Origin of the sequence: Streptococcus suis (assembly GCF_016743335.1) — a bacterium.
Lineage (GTDB): Bacteria > Bacillota > Bacilli > Lactobacillales > Streptococcaceae > Streptococcus > Streptococcus suis_Y.
Map to the genome: position 1 here is coordinate 13,497 of NZ_WCJE01000015.1, position 16,030 is coordinate 29,526.

Here is a 16,030-nt window from a genome sequence, read left to right on the forward strand (position 1 = left end):
AGATATGGCGAAGCGGATTTTTGTTGAGAAGAAGGCGGATTTTCAGATTAAGGCGGAGGCTCTTCGCAAGGAGTTGACTCATAATTTACAGTTGACAAGTTTGACGAGTGTACGTCTGGTGCAGGTTTATGATGTCTTCAATTTGGAAGAGGGCTTGCTGGAGCAGGCCATCAAGCACATCTTTACTGAGCAGGTGACGGACAAGGTCTTGTCGGAAGCTGAGCTTGATTTGGAGGAGGCTGTTTATTTTGCGATTGAGGCTCTTCCTGGGCAGTTTGACCAGCGGGCTGCAAGTAGTCAGGAGGCTCTTCTCTTATTGGGCAGTCGTCAGGAGGTGCGTGTCAATACAGGTCAGCTCTATATTTTGAACGGTGATGTGCAGGAAGAAGAATTAGCTGCCATCAAGAATTATTTGCTGAATCCTGTGGATTCGCGATTTAAGGATATGGATGCTCCTTTGGTGGCTCAGGAGTTTTCGGTGTCAGATACAGTCATTCCAAGCTTGGACTTTTTTGATAGCTACGGGGCAGAGGAATTTGCGTCTTACAAGCGTGAGGCTGGTTTGGCTATGGAAGTGGAAGATCTGCTCTTCATTCAGGATTATTTCAAGTCAATCGGTCGAGTGCCAACCGAAACAGAGCTCAAGGTCTTGGATACTTATTGGAGTGACCACTGCCGTCATACGACGTTTGAAACAGAACTGAAGTCTATTGACTTTTCAGCTTCAAAATTCCACAAGCAATTGCAGGCGACTTATGACAAGTACCTGGCGATGCGGACAGAATTAGGTCGGACAGATAAGCCACAGACGCTCATGGATATGGCGACGATTTTTGGTCGTTATGAGCGGGCAAATGGTCGTCTGGATGACATGGAAGTGTCAGATGAAATCAATGCCTGCTCGGTGGAGATTGAAGTGGATGTGGACGGCGTGAAAGAGCCGTGGCTCCTCATGTTCAAGAATGAAACCCATAATCACCCAACAGAAATCGAGCCTTTTGGTGGTGCCGCAACCTGTATCGGTGGAGCCATTCGTGATCCTTTGTCAGGTCGTTCCTATGTTTATCAGGCCATGCGAATTTCAGGTGCGGGTGATATCACCCAACCCCTGACGGCGACTCGTCCAGGGAAATTGCCACAGAAAATCATTTCAAAAACAGCGGCACATGGTTATTCTTCATACGGAAACCAAATCGGTCTTGCGACGACTTATGTACGGGAGTACTTCCACCCAGGTTTTGTCGCAAAACGGATGGAACTTGGTGCCGTAGTCGGTGCTGCTCCTAAGGAAAATGTCGTTCGTGAAAAACCAGTCGCAGGAGATGTGATCATCTTATTGGGAGGCAAAACAGGTCGCGACGGTATCGGTGGGGCAACAGGTTCGTCCAAGGTACAGACAGTCGAGTCTGTGGAAACAGCTGGTGCAGAAGTCCAAAAGGGAAATGCCATTGAAGAACGCAAAATCCAACGCTTGTTCCGAAATGGTGCCGTGACTCGTCTCATTAAAAAATCCAATGACTTCGGTGCAGGCGGTGTCTGCGTAGCCATTGGGGAATTGGCGGACGGTCTTGAAATCGACTTGGACAAGGTCCCGCTCAAGTACGCAGGCTTGAACGGAACGGAAATTGCCATTTCTGAATCACAAGAGCGGATGAGCGTCGTTGTTCGTCCTCAAGATGTCGATACCTTCATCGCAGCCTGCCGTCAGGAAAATATCCATGCGGTTGTTGTAGCCAAAGTGACTGAAAAACCAAATCTAGTCATGACTTGGAATGGCCAAACGATTGTTGATTTGGAACGTTCTTTCCTTGATACAAATGGTGTTCGTGTAGTAGTTGATGCAAAAGTAGTTGACAATGCTGTCAACTTGCCGGAAACACGTACAACATCTGCTGAAACGCTACAAGAGGACTTGAAAAATCTTCTTTCAGATCTTAACCATGCCAGTCAAAAAGGTTTGCAGACGATTTTCGACTCATCTGTTGGTCGTTCAACCGTTAATCACCCTCTCGGGGGTCGTCACCAATTGACACCGACAGAAAGTTCGGTACAGAAACTACCTGTCCAACACGGTGTGACGACGACGGCTTCTGTCATGGCTCAGGGCTATCATCCTTATCTGGCAGATTGGTCACCTTACCACGGAGCAGCCTATGCGGTCATTGAAGCGACAGCTCGCTTGGTGGCAACAGGTGCTAACTGGTCCAAGGCTCGCTTCTCTTATCAAGAATATTTCCAGCGAATGGACAAGCAGGCAGAGCGTTTTGGTCAGCCAGTAGCGGCTCTGCTCGGTTCGATTGAGGCACAGATTCAGCTTGGTTTGCCGTCTATTGGGGGTAAGGATTCTATGTCTGGTACTTTTGAGGACTTGACAGTTCCGCCGACTTTGGTGGCCTTTGGTGTGACAACGGCAGACAGCCGCAAGGTTCTTTCACCTGAATTCAAGGCATCTGGCGAGCACATTTACTACTTACCAGGTCAGATTTTGTCAGAAGACATTGATTTTGCCTTGATGAAGTCTAATTTTGAAGCTTTTGAAAAATGGCAGAGCGATTATGCGATTACGGCTGCTAGTGCAGTCAAGTACGGCGGTGTCTTAGAAAGTCTAGCCCTCATGTCCTTTGGTAACCAAATCGGAGCAAGAGTTGAGCTTGCCGACCTTGAAACTAGCTTGACAGGTCAACTTGGTGGCTTTGTCTTCACATCGCAAGAAGACATTCCAGATGCTGTGAAAATCGGTCAAACCACTACAGACTTTACACTGGTTGTCAATGGTGTCAACCTTGCTGGACAGGACTTGCAAGTAGCTTTTGAGGGCAAACTAGAAGAAGTTTACCCAACAGAATTTGAACAGGCGACAAACTTACAGGATGTTCCAGCAATTACCAGTTCATCGGTTATTCAAACCAAGGAAAGAGTTGAAGTACCTGTGGTTTACATTCCAGTCTTCCCAGGTACAAACTCAGAATATGATTCTGCCAAGGCCTTTGAACAGGCTGGTGCCAAGGTTAATCTGGTTCCATTTGTGACTTTAGATGCAGCAAGCATTGAAAACTCGGTTGACACCATGGTTGACAATATTGCTAAGGCGAATATTCTATTCTTTGCAGGTGGATTCTCCGCTGCAGATGAGCCAGACGGGTCTGCTAAGTTTATTGTGACCATCTTACGAAACGCCAAGGTCCGCTCTGCTATTGACAGATTTATCGAAAAAGGTGGCCTCATCATCGGTATCTGTAATGGCTTCCAGGCCCTTGTCAAATCAGGCTTGCTACCTTATGGAAACTTTGAAGAGGCGGGTGAAAGCAGTCCGACCCTCTTCTACAACGATGCCAACCAGCACGTTGCCAAAATGGTGGAAACGCGGATTGCTAATGTCAACTCACCGTGGTTAGCAGGTGTCCAGGTCGGTGACATTCATGCTATTCCAGTTTCCCACGGGGAAGGAAAATTTGTGGTGACTGACGAAGAATTCGCTATCTTGCGAGATAATGGTCAGATTTTCAGCCAATACGTTGACTTTACTGGTCAGCCAAGCATGGATTCTAAGTATAATCCAAACGGTTCTAGCCATGCTATTGAAGGAATCACCAGCCGAAATGGTCAGATTATCGGGAAAATGGGACACTCGGAGCGTTACGAGGACGGTCTTTTCCAAAATATTCCAGGTAAGAAAGACCAAGAGCTCTTTGTTTCAGCAGTTCGCTATTTTACAGGAAAATAACTATGACATACGAAGTTAAATCACTCAATGAAGAATGTGGAGTTTTCGGCATTTGGGGACATCCGCAGGCTGCTCAGGTGACCTATTTTGGTCTGCATAGCTTGCAGCACCGTGGGCAAGAAGGGGCAGGGATTTTAGCCAATGATGGTGGGCATTTGCGTCGCCATCGCGGAACAGGCCTGATTGCAGAAGTCTTTAAAAATCCAGCGGATTTAGAAGCCTTGACAGGAACGGCTGCCATTGGTCATGTCCGCTATGCGACTTCTGGCTCTGCTTCTATCAATAATATCCAGCCCTTCCTCTTTGACTTTGCAGATATGCAGGTGGGTTTGGCTCATAATGGAAATTTGACCAATGCAGTCAGCTTGAAGGCTGAGTTGGAAAAGAACGGTTCAATCTTTTCTAGTTCCTCAGACACAGAGATTTTGATGCACTTGATTCGCCGCAGTCACAATCCAGATTTTATGGGAAAAATTAAGGAAGCTCTCAATACTGTTAAAGGTGGCTTTGCTTACCTGATTATGTTGGAAGACAAATTGGTTGCGGCCTTGGATCCTAATGGTTTCCGTCCACTTTCAATTGGAAAGATGAAAAATGGTGCCTGGGTTGTTGCTAGTGAAACCTGTGCCTTTGAAGTAGTAGGTGCTGAGTGGGTTCGCGATGTGGAGCCTGGTGAGATTCTTATCATCGATGATAGCGGCGTTCACTATGACCGTTATACGACCGACACTCAGCTAGCAGTTTGTTCTATGGAGTATGTCTATTTTGCTCGACCAGACTCCGTCATTCATGGAGTCAATGTCCATACTGCCAGAAAAAACATGGGCCGTCGTTTAGCACAGGAGTTCAAACATGAGGCAGATATTGTCGTCGGTGTACCGAACTCCTCTCTCTCCGCAGCCAGTGGATTCTCAGAAGAATCCGGTCTGCCCAATGAAATGGGGTTGATAAAAAATCAGTATACCCAGCGGACATTTATCCAACCGACTCAGGAGCTTCGCGAACAAGGTGTTCGGATGAAATTGTCAGCCGTTTCTAGCATTGTAAAGGGTAAACGAGTAGTTATGGTTGATGATTCCATTGTCCGTGGCACGACCAGCCGTCGCATCGTTCAGCTATTGAGAGAAGCAGGAGCAGCAGAAGTTCATGTGGCTATTGGAAGCCCAGAACTCAAGTATCCATGTTTTTACGGGATTGACATTCAGACTCGTCGGGAGCTGATTTCAGCCAATCATACGGTTGAAGAAGTCTGTGAGATTATCGGAGCTGACAGCCTGACCTACCTTTCTCTTGAAGGTATGATTGAGGCCATTGGTATCGACACCGATGCTCCAAAAGGTGGACTCTGTGTGGCCTATTTTGACGGAGAATTTCCAACTCCTCTTTACGACTACGAGGAAGAGTACCTCCGTAGCCTAGAAGAGAAAACGAGTTTCTACATTGAAAATGTCAAGTAAAGACAGGGGTGTCAACGTTACTTGACAGACCTGTAAACTGTTGAAAGGAATTAAAATGACAAATAAAAATGCCTATGCCCAGTCGGGCGTTGACGTCGAAGCTGGCTATGAAGTGGTTGAGCGGATTAAGAAGCACGTGGCTCGGACAGAACGTTTGGGCGTGATGGGAGCTCTTGGTGGCTTTGGCGGGATGTTTGATCTGACCAAATTGGATGTCAAAGAGCCAGTCTTGGTATCTGGGACAGATGGTGTCGGTACCAAGCTTATGTTGGCCATTCAGTATGACAAGCACGATACAATCGGGCAGGATTGCGTAGCCATGTGTGTCAACGACATCATCGCTACGGGTGCGGAGCCACTTTACTTCCTAGACTACATCGCGACAGGAAAAAATGAGCCAGCCAAGCTAGAGCAGGTTGTGGCCGGTGTGGCAGAAGGTTGTGTCCAAGCTGGTTGCGGCTTGATTGGTGGTGAAACAGCTGAAATGCCTGGTATGTACGGTGAGGACGACTACGATCTAGCTGGCTTTGCCGTCGGTATTGCGGAGAAGTCTCAGATTATTGACGGCAGCAAGGTCCAGGAGGGCGACATTCTTCTTGGCTTGGCCTCAAGCGGTATCCACTCCAACGGTTATTCCCTAGTCCGTCGTGTTTTTGCAGATGTTTCTGGCGACGCTCTGTTGCCAGAGCTCAATGGCAGAGCTCTAAAGGATGTCCTCTTAGAGCCGACCCGTATCTATGTCCAGCAGGTGTTGCCTCTGGTAAAAGCAGGGCTGGTCAACGGCATTGCCCATATCACAGGTGGCGGATTTATCGAAAATGTACCTCGTATGTTTGCTGACAACCTAGCAGCTGAGATTGAAGAAGACAAGATTCCAGTCCTTCCAATCTTTACAGCCCTTGAAACATACGGTCAAATCAAACATGAAGAAATGTTTGAAATCTTCAATATGGGGATTGGCATGGTATTGGCTGTCAGTCCAGAGCAGGTGGAGAAAGTCCGTGAATTGGTAGGCGAAGAAGTCTATGAAATTGGCCGCATTATCACTAAGGAAGACAAGAGTGTGGTCATCAAATGAAACGAATAGCTGTTTTTGCCAGTGGGTCTGGCTCCAATTTTCAAGTCATCGCAGAGCAGTTTGAAGTAGCCTTCCTCTTTTCAGACCGTAGAAATGCCTATGTCTTGGAACGGGCTGAGAAACTAGGTGTGCCAGCATTTACTTTTGAATTAAAAGAATTTGCGGATAAGCAGGCTTACGAAGAAGCCCTCATCCAACTCTTAGACCAGCACCAGATTGACTTGGTGGTCTTGGCAGGCTATATGAAGATTGTGGGTCCGACCCTGTTAGCTCAATATGAAGGTCGTATCATCAATATCCACCCGGCTTATCTGCCTGAATTTCCAGGAGCCCATGGAATTGAAGACGCTTGGAATGCAGGTGTGGCAGAAAGTGGCGTGACAGTCCACTGGGTTGACAGTGGTGTTGACACAGGACAAATTATCAAACAAGTCCGAGTGCCAAGATTGGCCGATGACACCTTGGAAGCCTTTGAAGCAAGAATACATGAAGCGGAGTACCAACTCTATCCAGCAGTCTTGGAGGAGTTAGGGGCAAATAGGAAAAGAGATTTTTGCGTTCAGCAGTTGAAATCATCTCCTTTATTTGCAATCTCTTTAGGAGGAAAAGAAATTTCTCATTCTAATTTTTGGGCATGGTTAATTGATTTAAAAGTAGATGGAATAAATCCATTTGTGGAAGTATTTATTCCATCCTTTTACTCCTCTGGTTATATTTATGAAAGTTGTATACGTGAGGAAGACCATAGGGATTTATCCATATATTACCAACAAAAAGGTCAAGGGAAATGCCATATTGTTGAGAATAAGTTAAAGTCTCTTCCTATTGGAGAACAACTGTTAAAGTATGAACAAAACTTTAAAAAGAAAAATTATGAATTTAGTTTAGGTACGATTACTGGCTTGACCAAAGTTCTGGAACTGCAAAGTTGGCAGTTTTTATCTTATAAAGTTATTTCAGAAAGAATTATCAACATACTAGAACATACTAAAGGTATTTCTAGTATCAATAGGGAACTGATTATGCTTTATGCCAACGATATTTCCTGTTTGAGTGATTTACTACTTGAGGAAATAGAATCTACTAAAGATAGATATGTTTGGAAAGGTTCTCGATATTTAGAAGAACTGAAATTTGACGATGTTTTCCTAAAGTATATTTCGAATGAAATAGCACGAGAAATTGAAAGAGAAGTAATGATTCCAGCGTTTCAATCAGAGTGGGGTCTCCCAAAAGTAGCAATTTCGTTCCATAATAAAAAAGCTACGATTGATATCAAGTATTATCAGCAATTTGATGATCAAGAAGTTGGTTTTATTGGAATTCAGATTGAAGGAAAACAGTTTCGATTACATAGTGGAGCCAGAACAGGAGAATCAAGTTTAGGAAATAAGGACAATCTATTTAACAAATTGCTCGAATTAGGATATCTTGAAAATTACAGCAATAAGGAAATTAGAGGTAGAGAATCTTCGTTGACTAAACAATATGGAAAGTATGGTCATGATATATATCAATACTGGAATATAGGGGATATGTCACGTAAAGAACTTATTATTTGTATAAAAGAAGAGCTTCCTAAAGTTATCAATACAATTACTAAAGGTTTAGATTTTATAAAGGAGAAATCATGACAAAACGTGCGTTAATTAGCGTATCAGATAAAAATGGTATTGTAGAATTTGCCCAGGAATTGACCAAGCTTGGTTGGGAAATTATCTCAACAGGAGGCACCAAAGTTGCCTTGGATCAGGCTGGAGTGACTACTATTGCCATTGATGATGTGACCGGCTTTCCTGAGATGATGGATGGCCGTGTTAAGACCCTGCACCCCAAAATCCACGGGGGCTTGTTAGCACGTCGGGATTTGGACAGCCATTTGCAAGCTGCCAGCGACCATGAAATTGGCTTGATTGATTTGGTGGTGGTAAATCTTTATCCCTTCAAAGAGACCATTTTGCGTCCAGATGTGACCTACGACTTGGCGGTGGAGAACATCGACATCGGTGGACCGTCCATGCTTCGTTCGGCAGCCAAAAACCACGCCAGCGTGACCGTTGTGGTGGATCCGGCAGATTATCCGACGGTTTTAGGGGAAATTGCAGAGCAGGGAGAGACGGCTTATGCTACGCGTCAGCGATTGGCTGCCAAGGTCTTCCGTCACACCGCAGCCTACGATGCCTTGATTGCAGATTATTTCACTAAGCAAGTAGGCGAAGACAAGCCTGAAAAACTCACCATTACCTACGACCTCAATCAGCCTATGCGTTACGGAGAAAATCCTCAGCAACATGCGGATTTCTACCAAAATGCCCTTCCGACAGCCTATTCGATTGCAGCTGCTAAGCAGTTAAACGGTAAGGAGTTGTCTTTCAACAACATTCGGGATGCGGATGCAGCTATCCGGATTATTCGTGATTTCAAGAACCGTCCAACTGTTGTGGCTCTCAAACACATGAACCCTTGTGGTATCGGGCAGGCAGAGACTATTGAGCAGGCTTGGGATTATGCCTATGAAGCTGACCCAGTATCGATTTTCGGGGGCATCGTCGTGCTGAACAGAGAAGTGGATGCTGCGACGGCTGAAAAGATGCACCCGATTTTCTTAGAAATCATCATCGCACCGAGTTACTCGGCAGAAGCGCTAGCGATTTTGACCAATAAAAAGAAAAATCTTCGGATTTTGGAATTGGCCTTTGACGCACAGGATGCAAGTGAAGTGGAAAAAGAGTTCACAGGCGTTGTCGGCGGACTCTTGGTGCAGAATCAGGACGTGGTGGTGGAAAGCCCAGCGGACTGGCAGGTGGTGACCGAGCGTCAACCGTCCGAGCAGGAGTGGGCTGCTATGGAGTTTGCTTGGAAGTCCTCCAAGTATGTCAAGTCCAACGGCATCATCATCACCAATGACAAGATGACCCTGGGTGTGGGGCCGGGACAAACCAACCGTGTGGCATCCGTCCGCATCGCTATCGAGCAAGCAAAGGATCGTTTAGAGGGAGCCGTTTTGGCGTCGGACGCCTTCTTCCCATTTGCTGATAACGTGGAAGAAATTGCAGCGGCAGGCATCAAGGCAATCATTCAGCCAGGTGGCTCTGTCCGTGACCAAGAGTCCATTGACATGGCCAACAAGTACGGCTTGACCATGGTCTTTACAGGAGTAAGACATTTTAGACATTGAGAATTTTGGATAAGTATAGCACCCCAGCTGGAGAAGTTGGGGTGGTTTTTGGTATAATTAAGATAAAACAATCGATAGTATTCTAGACGGAGGAAATCTTGGATTTACGGTTTAATATGGATTTGGTTTCAAAGTACTCTAGCAATAGTCAGAAAGCAAGAGTTCTGACGGAGAATTGGGTAAACCAGAATAGTTACTGTCCGAATTGTAGGCAAAAGCCATTGATTCATTTTGAAAATAATAGACCAGTTGCTGATTTTTTCTGTGTTGAATGTTCAGAAGAGTATGAACTTAAAAGTAAAAAGGGGAATTTTTCTTCCATTATCAATGATGGTGCTTATGAAAGCATGATAGAGCGTGTTCAGGCAGATAACAATCCTAACTTTTTCTTTCTAACCTATTCAAAAGAGTTTGCAGTTACGAATTTTTTAGTTTTGCCTAAGCAGTTTATTACGGTGGATACAATTATCAAACGTAAACCACTTGCCCCTACTGCCAAGAGAGCAGGTTGGGTGGGCTGCAATATTGATTTATCACAGGTTCCATCATACGGTCGTATTTTTTTGGTAAAAAATGGACATGTTAGAGAACCTGATCTTGTTTCCAAGGAATTTTCAGAAACATTGTTTATTCAAAAGCAAAGTATTGCAACGAGAGGCTGGTTGTTAGAGATTTTAAAATGTTTAGATCAAATTGAAGAAAAAGAGTTTACATTGGAAAGATTTTACCAATTTGAAAATGATTTGAAACAGAAATTTCCAAATAATAAACATGTCAAAGATAAAATTCGTCAACAGTTACAAATTTTACGTGACAAAGGTGTAATAGAATTTTCAGCAAGAGGAAGGTACAGAAAGCTATAATCAGATTTACGTGGAGAATTGCAATAAGAAGTAGAATATGATTTAAAATTTATGCAATATCATTGAAAGGATAGTCAATATGAGGGTATATGAAATTGTCTTTACCGAAACCTTATCAAAAGTAGTTAAGATTGAAGCAAAGAACTGTGAGGAAGCTCTACAAACAGCTCATGATATGTGTATGTCTGAAGAAATTATTCTGGATGCGAGTGACTTTGAAAGATATAATTATGGGCTTTTTATGGATTAAGTTTTGATATAGCTAATTGAATTCGATACAGGACATGTCTATGTTAATAAAATTGAGAATTCTAAAGCAATTTTGGTAACTGGTTACTGACACTGTCACTCAAACCTGTCCTTTTCCTAATTCAAACAACTATAGTTACAACGAACCATGATTTTTAATCTTAACAAGAGTATCTATATGATTTTGCTCACCTCGTGTGAGCTTTTTCCATTCCCGAACATTACCCGGCTTTTTCTATCAAAATCCGTCTGTTTTTGCTATACTGTTTATAGAAAATCCGTTTTTGAGGTGTGAAAAAATGAAACTTTTGGTTGTAGGGTCTGGTGGTCGTGAACACGCTATCGCAAAGAAATTGTTAGAATCTAAACAGGTAGAACAGGTCTTTGTAGCTCCTGGGAATGACGGGATGACTTTAGATGGTATCGAGTTAGTCAATATCGGAATTTCCGAACATTCTGCCCTGATTAACTTTGCTAAGGAACATGATATTGCTTGGACTTTAGTTGGTCCAGACGATGCTCTGGCAGCGGGAATCGTTGATGATTTTGAACAGGCGGGACTAAAAGCCTTTGGTCCTAGTCGTCTAGCCGCGGAGCTGGAGTGGTCAAAAGCCTTTGCCAAGCAAATTATGGTCAAATACGGCATTCCAACAGCAGCCTTTGGCACATTTTCCAACTTCGAAGAAGCCAAAGCCTACATCGAAGAGCAGGGGGCTCCAATCGTGGTTAAGGCGGACGGCTTGGCACTGGGCAAGGGTGTAGTCGTGGCGGAAACCGTCGAGCAGGCGCTCGAAGCGGCACGGGAGATGCTCTTGGACAACAAGTTTGGCGACTCGGGTGCCCGCGTGGTCATCGAGGAGTTCTTGGCGGGCGAGGAGTTTTCCCTCTTTGCTCTGGTCAACGGTGACCAGTTCTACATTCTGCCGACAGCCCAGGACCATAAGCGTGCCTTTGACGGCGACCAAGGTCCCAACACAGGCGGTATGGGGGCTTACGCACCTGTTCCCCACCTGCCTCAAAGCGTGGTGGATACGGCGGTTGACACCATTGTCAAGCCTATTCTGGATGGCATGATTGCGGAAGGGCGGTCTTATCTGGGCGTGCTCTATGCTGGTTTGATTCTGACAGAGCAAGGTCCCAAGGTCATCGAGTTCAACGCCCGTTTTGGCGACCCAGAAACCCAGATTATCCTGCCTCGCCTGACCTCTGATTTTGCTCAGAACATCGACGACATCCTCAACAAACGCCCGACACAGCTGACTTGGCTGGATAGCGGCGTGACGCTAGGCGTGGTCGTGGCTTCAAACGGCTACCCTCTGGACTACGAAAAAGGCGTAACCTTGCCAGCGAAGACTGAGGGCGATATCACGACCTACTATGCAGGGGCTCGTTTTGCGGAAAATAGCAGAGCACTGCTCTCAAACGGCGGTCGGGTCTATATGTTAGTCACCACAGCAGATACCGTCCAAGAAGCCCAGGAAAAAATCTACTTGGAGCTGAAAAATCAAGATACGACAGGCCTCTTTTATCGGACAGATATTGGAAGTAAGGGCCTATGAATCAATTGCCAATAGTTCTTTACCCTCCACTTTTTGTCCCTAAAAAAGTTGGAGAAAATATATGGATTGTTGACGGTGATACGGTTGATATGGATTTTAAACTGTTTACGGTTCCGTTTAGCACTCGAATGACGATTATTAAACTGGGAAACAGTGACCTTTGGGTGCATTCACCAGTCCATCTAACTAAAAAATTAAAAAAAGAAATTGACAAACTAGGGAAGGTAAGATACCTAGTTGCTCCCAATAAATTACATTATTCTTTTATCGAAGAATGGTGCCAGGTTTACGAGGGTGTCAGTGTTCTAGTAGCCAAAGGATTAGAAAAAAAGCTTGCAAGAAAATCAGCTATAAAAAATATCACTCACTTTGAAGATAATGCCTCACCTGTTTGGTTGAAGGAAATCGACTGTATTGTGTTTAAAGGCAGTTTTTATGTTGAGGAATTAGTCTTTTTTCATCAAAAAAGCAAGACTTTAATTGTAACGGACTTAATTGAAAATATTGAAACCAGAAATGTGTCACTCTTTCAAAAATTCTTGTTTAAGCTAGGCGATAATACCTATCCTGTTGGGCGTACACCTAGAGATTTACGGCTTACGTTTCTCTTACAGAAACACTTAGCGAGGCAGAGTTATCAAAAGATGAAGGACTGGCAACCTCACAATCTGATATTGGCACATGGACGTTGTTTTTTTGGAAACGCTATGGATCATTTGAGGCAGGCATTTTTCTGGTTAGAGAAATAGTTGAAAAAGAAAAGGAAGTGCAAATATGAACATTCCAATTTCCATTATCATGGGTTCTAGTTCTGACTGGAAAACCATGAAAAAAGCAGCCGATGTGCTGGACAAATTTGGCGTAGCCTATGAAAAGAAAGTAGTCTCTGCCCACCGCACACCAGACCTCATGTTCCGTCACGCCGAGGAAGCGCGTGGCCGTGGCATCAAGGTCATCATCGCAGGAGCGGGTGGTGCGGCTCATTTGCCGGGTATGGTGGCAGCTAAGACAACCTTGCCGGTCATCGGTGTTCCTGTTCAATCCCGTGCTCTGAGCGGAGTAGATTCGCTTTATTCTATCGTGCAGATGCCGGGCGGTGTGCCTGTTGCGACTATGGCGATTGGTGAAGCAGGTGCGACCAACGCAGCTCTGACAGCTCTTCGCATTCTCTCCATTGAAGACCAAACCATTGCGGCCCAGCTGGCAGATTTTGCCAAGGAACAAGAAAAAATTGCGGAGGCGATGACAGATGACCTCATCTAAGACAATCGGAATTATCGGTGGCGGTCAGCTGGGGCAGATGATGGCTATTTCCGCTATTTACATGGGTCACAAGGTGATCACGCTGGATCCCGCGGCGGACTGTCCAGCCTCCAAGGTCAGCGAGGTCATCGTCGCTCCCTATCACGATGTGGCGGCCCTCAAACAGTTGGCGGAGCGGTGTCATGTCCTGACCTACGAGTTTGAAAATGTCGATGCCGACGGACTGGACGCGGTCATCAAGGACGGTCAGCTCCCTCAGGGGACAGACCTCCTTCGCATTTCCCAGAACCGCATTTTTGAGAAGGATTTTTTGGCAAAAAAAGCTGGCGTGCAAGTCGCCCCCTACAAAGTCGTTACATCTAGCCTAGACCTAGAAGGTCTGGATCTCAGCAAAAACTACGTCTTGAAGACAGCCACGGGGGGCTATGATGGACATGGTCAGAAGGTTATTCGTGAAGCGGCGGACTTGGTAGAGGCTAGTCAGCTAGCCAACTCTGCCGAGTGTGTTTTGGAAGAGTTTGTGAATTTTGACCTGGAAATCTCCGTCCTTGTGTCTGGTAATGGCTCCGACTACACCGTCTTCCCTGTGCAGGAAAATATCCACCGCAATAATATTCTTTACAAAACTATCGTGCCTGCCCGTATTTCAGATGAACTAGCTGAAAAAGCCAAAAACATGGCCCTGCAAATCGCAGATAAGCTCCATTTGGCAGGCACCCTCTGCGTTGAAATGTTTGTGGCAGGGCAGGATATTCTGGTTAACGAAATTGCCCCTCGTCCTCATAATTCTGGACACTATTCTATTGAAGCTTGTAATTTTTCACAGTTTGATACCCATATACGGGGTATTCTCGGTCAGCCTCTGCCCCCTATCCGCCTGCTCTCTCCAGCAGTTATGATTAACGTTTTGGGACAAGATATGGAAGCAACCCAAACCTTTCTTCAAGAAAACCCTACCGCCCATCCCCACTTTTATGGTAAACTAGAAGCAAAGCACAATCGCAAAATGGGACACATGACGGTGTTGGGGGAAGATGCAAATAGCGAACGTTAGTTTTATCAGGGCATTCTGCTTTATTGAAACAAATACGAGAGGAGGATGAGATGAGGAAGTATCTTAAATTATTGATAACAAAAAATGATTTATTAAGTCTTGTTATAATTATTATTGCTTTAATTTTATCTTTACTAGGTTCATCTACCATTTTTGATAAGAATATTGACTTGAACTCTCAACATGCTTTTTTCATATACGCCACAGTAGCCACATTATCATCTGCTATTCTAGATCCTGTTTTTGAAATTCTTAAAGTAGAGAGTAGGAAGAAAAAACTATTCTCTATAACACTAGGTATAGCAATCAGTCTTACTATTTGGGTGATTAGCTTCATCGACAACTCTATATTTCAATATATTCAATCTATTTCCAAAAGAGGAGGATTTTCAGCAGTCTCACTTTCGCTTTTATTGTTAAATCTTGTTTATATAAATTACCAGCTACAAACGGAACAAGAAAATAAAAATAGGCAAGATAAAGAAAAGATACTGCGACTCTTGAAAGAGAATGAAGAATTTAGGAAGAAACATAGTGAAAGAAGAGGCGATAAGAATGGTGAATAAATTAAAATTAAGATTGTCTGCTCAAAAAGATAATTATACACTCTATACAAATTGGCAAATCGCAAAATTATCTAATGATTTTAGTGAATTCTATTATAAAACAATATTATTGAAAGATCTCTCCGAGTATCTTAGTCAAGGAGTTCAATTAAATGAAGTAATTATTTTTAATTCATCAATCAATATCAATAGTCAATATACAAAATATAAAAATCCTATTTTAAATTTGAATAATTCCAATGATGTTTTGAAATACTATCATCTAGGTTCTCCTGTGCCTCTATTTCCAAACAGACAAATTTTAGTAATACATGAATTTTTTGAAGCTTATCGACAGTATTATTCTATTGTTAACAGACATAAATTGTTTATTGGGAGTAAAAAAGAAGATTTATCAAAACTCTATGAAATATCAAAAAAAGAAAGCATCACAGAGTTCAATATTGTTGATTTTTTTATAAGTTCTATTACCGAGAGTAACATTGATAATGATAATAGAAAAAAATGTATCAAAGAGATTGATGGTGCATTCAAAAATTTCAATAGAGAATTTCAGAAGTCACTGGAAAATCATTTAGAGTATAAATCTGAACAGTTTAACTATATTTTTAACAGGTTTGAACGTCCGATTATTGGTGTTAAACTAGCTGATGACGAGATAAAACTATTAGGGAGTGACTTCTTTGTGCAGTCTGAATTTACTTATTCAAATAGTCGTTTTCTGGAAACAAATCTAATCAAACAAAACAGCCCATTGGAGATGACATTAACAATGTCACTACTTATTCTACCAAGTATTCTGATTATTCTAAGGGAGAAATGGATTCTTATGATAGCTCAAAATAAGAATGGAGAACTAGATCAAGAGATACTAAATCTAGAGAAAGAAATCAAGAAGATGGAGGCTAAAAGTCAACAAGAGGGGCTTTCTATAAATTCCCCCTCTCAATTACCTGATAGCCTACTTAACTCTGTTAACAAAAAAGGCAGGCAGGTCTTTGATGAATTGGATGTTGAAGTAATATAAGGGGTAAATCAA

At 43.6% G+C, this 16,030-nt stretch carries 12 protein-coding genes and 1 pseudogene; all 13 read left to right on the plus strand.

From position 1 onward, the window contains the following. The first annotated feature begins 4 nt into the window (after positions 1-4). The 13 genes and pseudogenes from F9856_RS05890 (at position 5) to F9856_RS05950 (ending at position 16,018) form a co-directional block, all read left to right on the plus strand. Positions 5-3,724 carry a phosphoribosylformylglycinamidine synthase gene (locus tag F9856_RS05890; RefSeq protein ID WP_202106035.1) on the plus strand — a complete coding sequence of 1,240 codons (3,720 nt, stop codon included), beginning with the start codon at positions 5-7 and terminating at the stop codon, positions 3,722-3,724. Between the two features lie 2 nt (positions 3,725-3,726). Beyond that, positions 3,727-5,181 (plus strand): amidophosphoribosyltransferase, encoded by a 1,455-nt coding sequence (gene purF / locus F9856_RS05895; protein ID WP_202106036.1) that lies wholly within the window; start codon positions 3,727-3,729, stop codon positions 5,179-5,181. Between the two features lie 55 nt (positions 5,182-5,236). Then, positions 5,237-6,259 (plus strand): phosphoribosylformylglycinamidine cyclo-ligase, encoded by a 1,023-nt coding sequence (gene purM / locus F9856_RS05900; RefSeq protein ID WP_202106037.1) that lies wholly within the window; start codon positions 5,237-5,239, stop codon positions 6,257-6,259. Beyond that, positions 6,256-6,804, plus strand: a pseudogene (purN, locus tag F9856_RS05905) (phosphoribosylglycinamide formyltransferase); the annotation flags it as partial. The gene purM and the pseudogene purN, both read left to right, overlap by 4 nt. Positions 6,805-7,889: 1,085 nt before the next feature. Further along, the gene (gene purH / locus F9856_RS05910) at positions 7,890-9,437 is read left to right on the plus strand and encodes a bifunctional phosphoribosylaminoimidazolecarboxamide formyltransferase/IMP cyclohydrolase (protein WP_202106038.1); all 1,548 of its coding nucleotides are present in this window, start codon (positions 7,890-7,892) and stop codon (positions 9,435-9,437) included. Between the two features lie 98 nt (positions 9,438-9,535). Then, a complete protein-coding gene (locus F9856_RS05915) occupies positions 9,536-10,300 on the plus strand; it encodes a DpnI domain-containing protein (protein WP_202106039.1) in 765 nt (254 codons plus the stop codon). 79 nt (positions 10,301-10,379) lie between these two features. After that, positions 10,380-10,550, plus strand: a complete 171-nt coding sequence (locus tag F9856_RS05920; RefSeq protein ID WP_202106040.1) for a DpnD/PcfM family protein — start codon at positions 10,380-10,382, stop codon at positions 10,548-10,550. A 298-nt stretch (positions 10,551-10,848) separates the two neighbouring features. After that, positions 10,849-12,108 carry a phosphoribosylamine--glycine ligase gene (purD, locus tag F9856_RS05925; protein ID WP_202106041.1) on the plus strand — a complete coding sequence of 420 codons (1,260 nt, stop codon included), beginning with the start codon at positions 10,849-10,851 and terminating at the stop codon, positions 12,106-12,108. After that, positions 12,105-12,857 (plus strand): DUF4336 domain-containing protein, encoded by a 753-nt coding sequence (locus F9856_RS05930; protein WP_004195421.1) that lies wholly within the window; start codon positions 12,105-12,107, stop codon positions 12,855-12,857. Before purD ends, F9856_RS05930 begins: the two co-directional genes overlap by 4 nt. Before the next feature lie 25 nt (positions 12,858-12,882). Continuing rightward, on the plus strand, positions 12,883-13,371 hold the full coding sequence (gene purE, locus F9856_RS05935) for a 5-(carboxyamino)imidazole ribonucleotide mutase (protein ID WP_024383089.1): 489 nt from the start codon (positions 12,883-12,885) through the stop codon (positions 13,369-13,371). Beyond that, complete coding sequence (gene purK, locus F9856_RS05940; protein WP_202106042.1) at positions 13,358-14,425, plus strand: 5-(carboxyamino)imidazole ribonucleotide synthase; 1,068 nt, start codon at positions 13,358-13,360, stop codon at positions 14,423-14,425. The genes purE and purK overlap by 14 nt, the downstream gene beginning before the upstream one ends. A gap of 50 nt (positions 14,426-14,475) precedes the next feature. After that, positions 14,476-14,991 (plus strand): hypothetical protein, encoded by a 516-nt coding sequence (locus F9856_RS05945; protein WP_202106043.1) that lies wholly within the window; start codon positions 14,476-14,478, stop codon positions 14,989-14,991. Further along, positions 14,960-16,018, plus strand: coding sequence for a hypothetical protein (locus tag F9856_RS05950; protein ID WP_328708145.1), 1,059 nt, complete (start codon positions 14,960-14,962; stop codon positions 16,016-16,018). Before F9856_RS05945 ends, F9856_RS05950 begins: the two co-directional genes overlap by 32 nt. The last annotated feature ends 12 nt before the right edge of the window (positions 16,019-16,030 follow it).

Bases quoted from the DNA above. Each gene is read 5' to 3' on its own strand.
- purF (WP_202106036.1), top strand. From the start codon at position 3,727: ATGACATACGAAGTTAAATCACTCAATGAAGAATGTGGAGTTTTCGGC.
- purE (WP_024383089.1), top strand. From the start codon at position 12,883: ATGAACATTCCAATTTCCATTATCATGGGTTCTAGTTCTGACTGGAAA.
- F9856_RS05930 (WP_004195421.1), top strand. From the start codon at position 12,105: ATGAATCAATTGCCAATAGTTCTTTACCCTCCACTTTTTGTCCCTAAA.
- F9856_RS05945 (WP_202106043.1), top strand. From the start codon at position 14,476: ATGAGGAAGTATCTTAAATTATTGATAACAAAAAATGATTTATTAAGT.
- purM (WP_202106037.1), top strand. From the start codon at position 5,237: ATGACAAATAAAAATGCCTATGCCCAGTCGGGCGTTGACGTCGAAGCT.
- F9856_RS05890 (WP_202106035.1), top strand. From the start codon at position 5: ATGGCGAAGCGGATTTTTGTTGAGAAGAAGGCGGATTTTCAGATTAAG.
- purD (WP_202106041.1), top strand. From the start codon at position 10,849: ATGAAACTTTTGGTTGTAGGGTCTGGTGGTCGTGAACACGCTATCGCA.
- F9856_RS05920 (WP_202106040.1), top strand. From the start codon at position 10,380: ATGAGGGTATATGAAATTGTCTTTACCGAAACCTTATCAAAAGTAGTT.
- purK (WP_202106042.1), top strand. From the start codon at position 13,358: ATGACCTCATCTAAGACAATCGGAATTATCGGTGGCGGTCAGCTGGGG.
- purH (WP_202106038.1), top strand. From the start codon at position 7,890: ATGACAAAACGTGCGTTAATTAGCGTATCAGATAAAAATGGTATTGTA.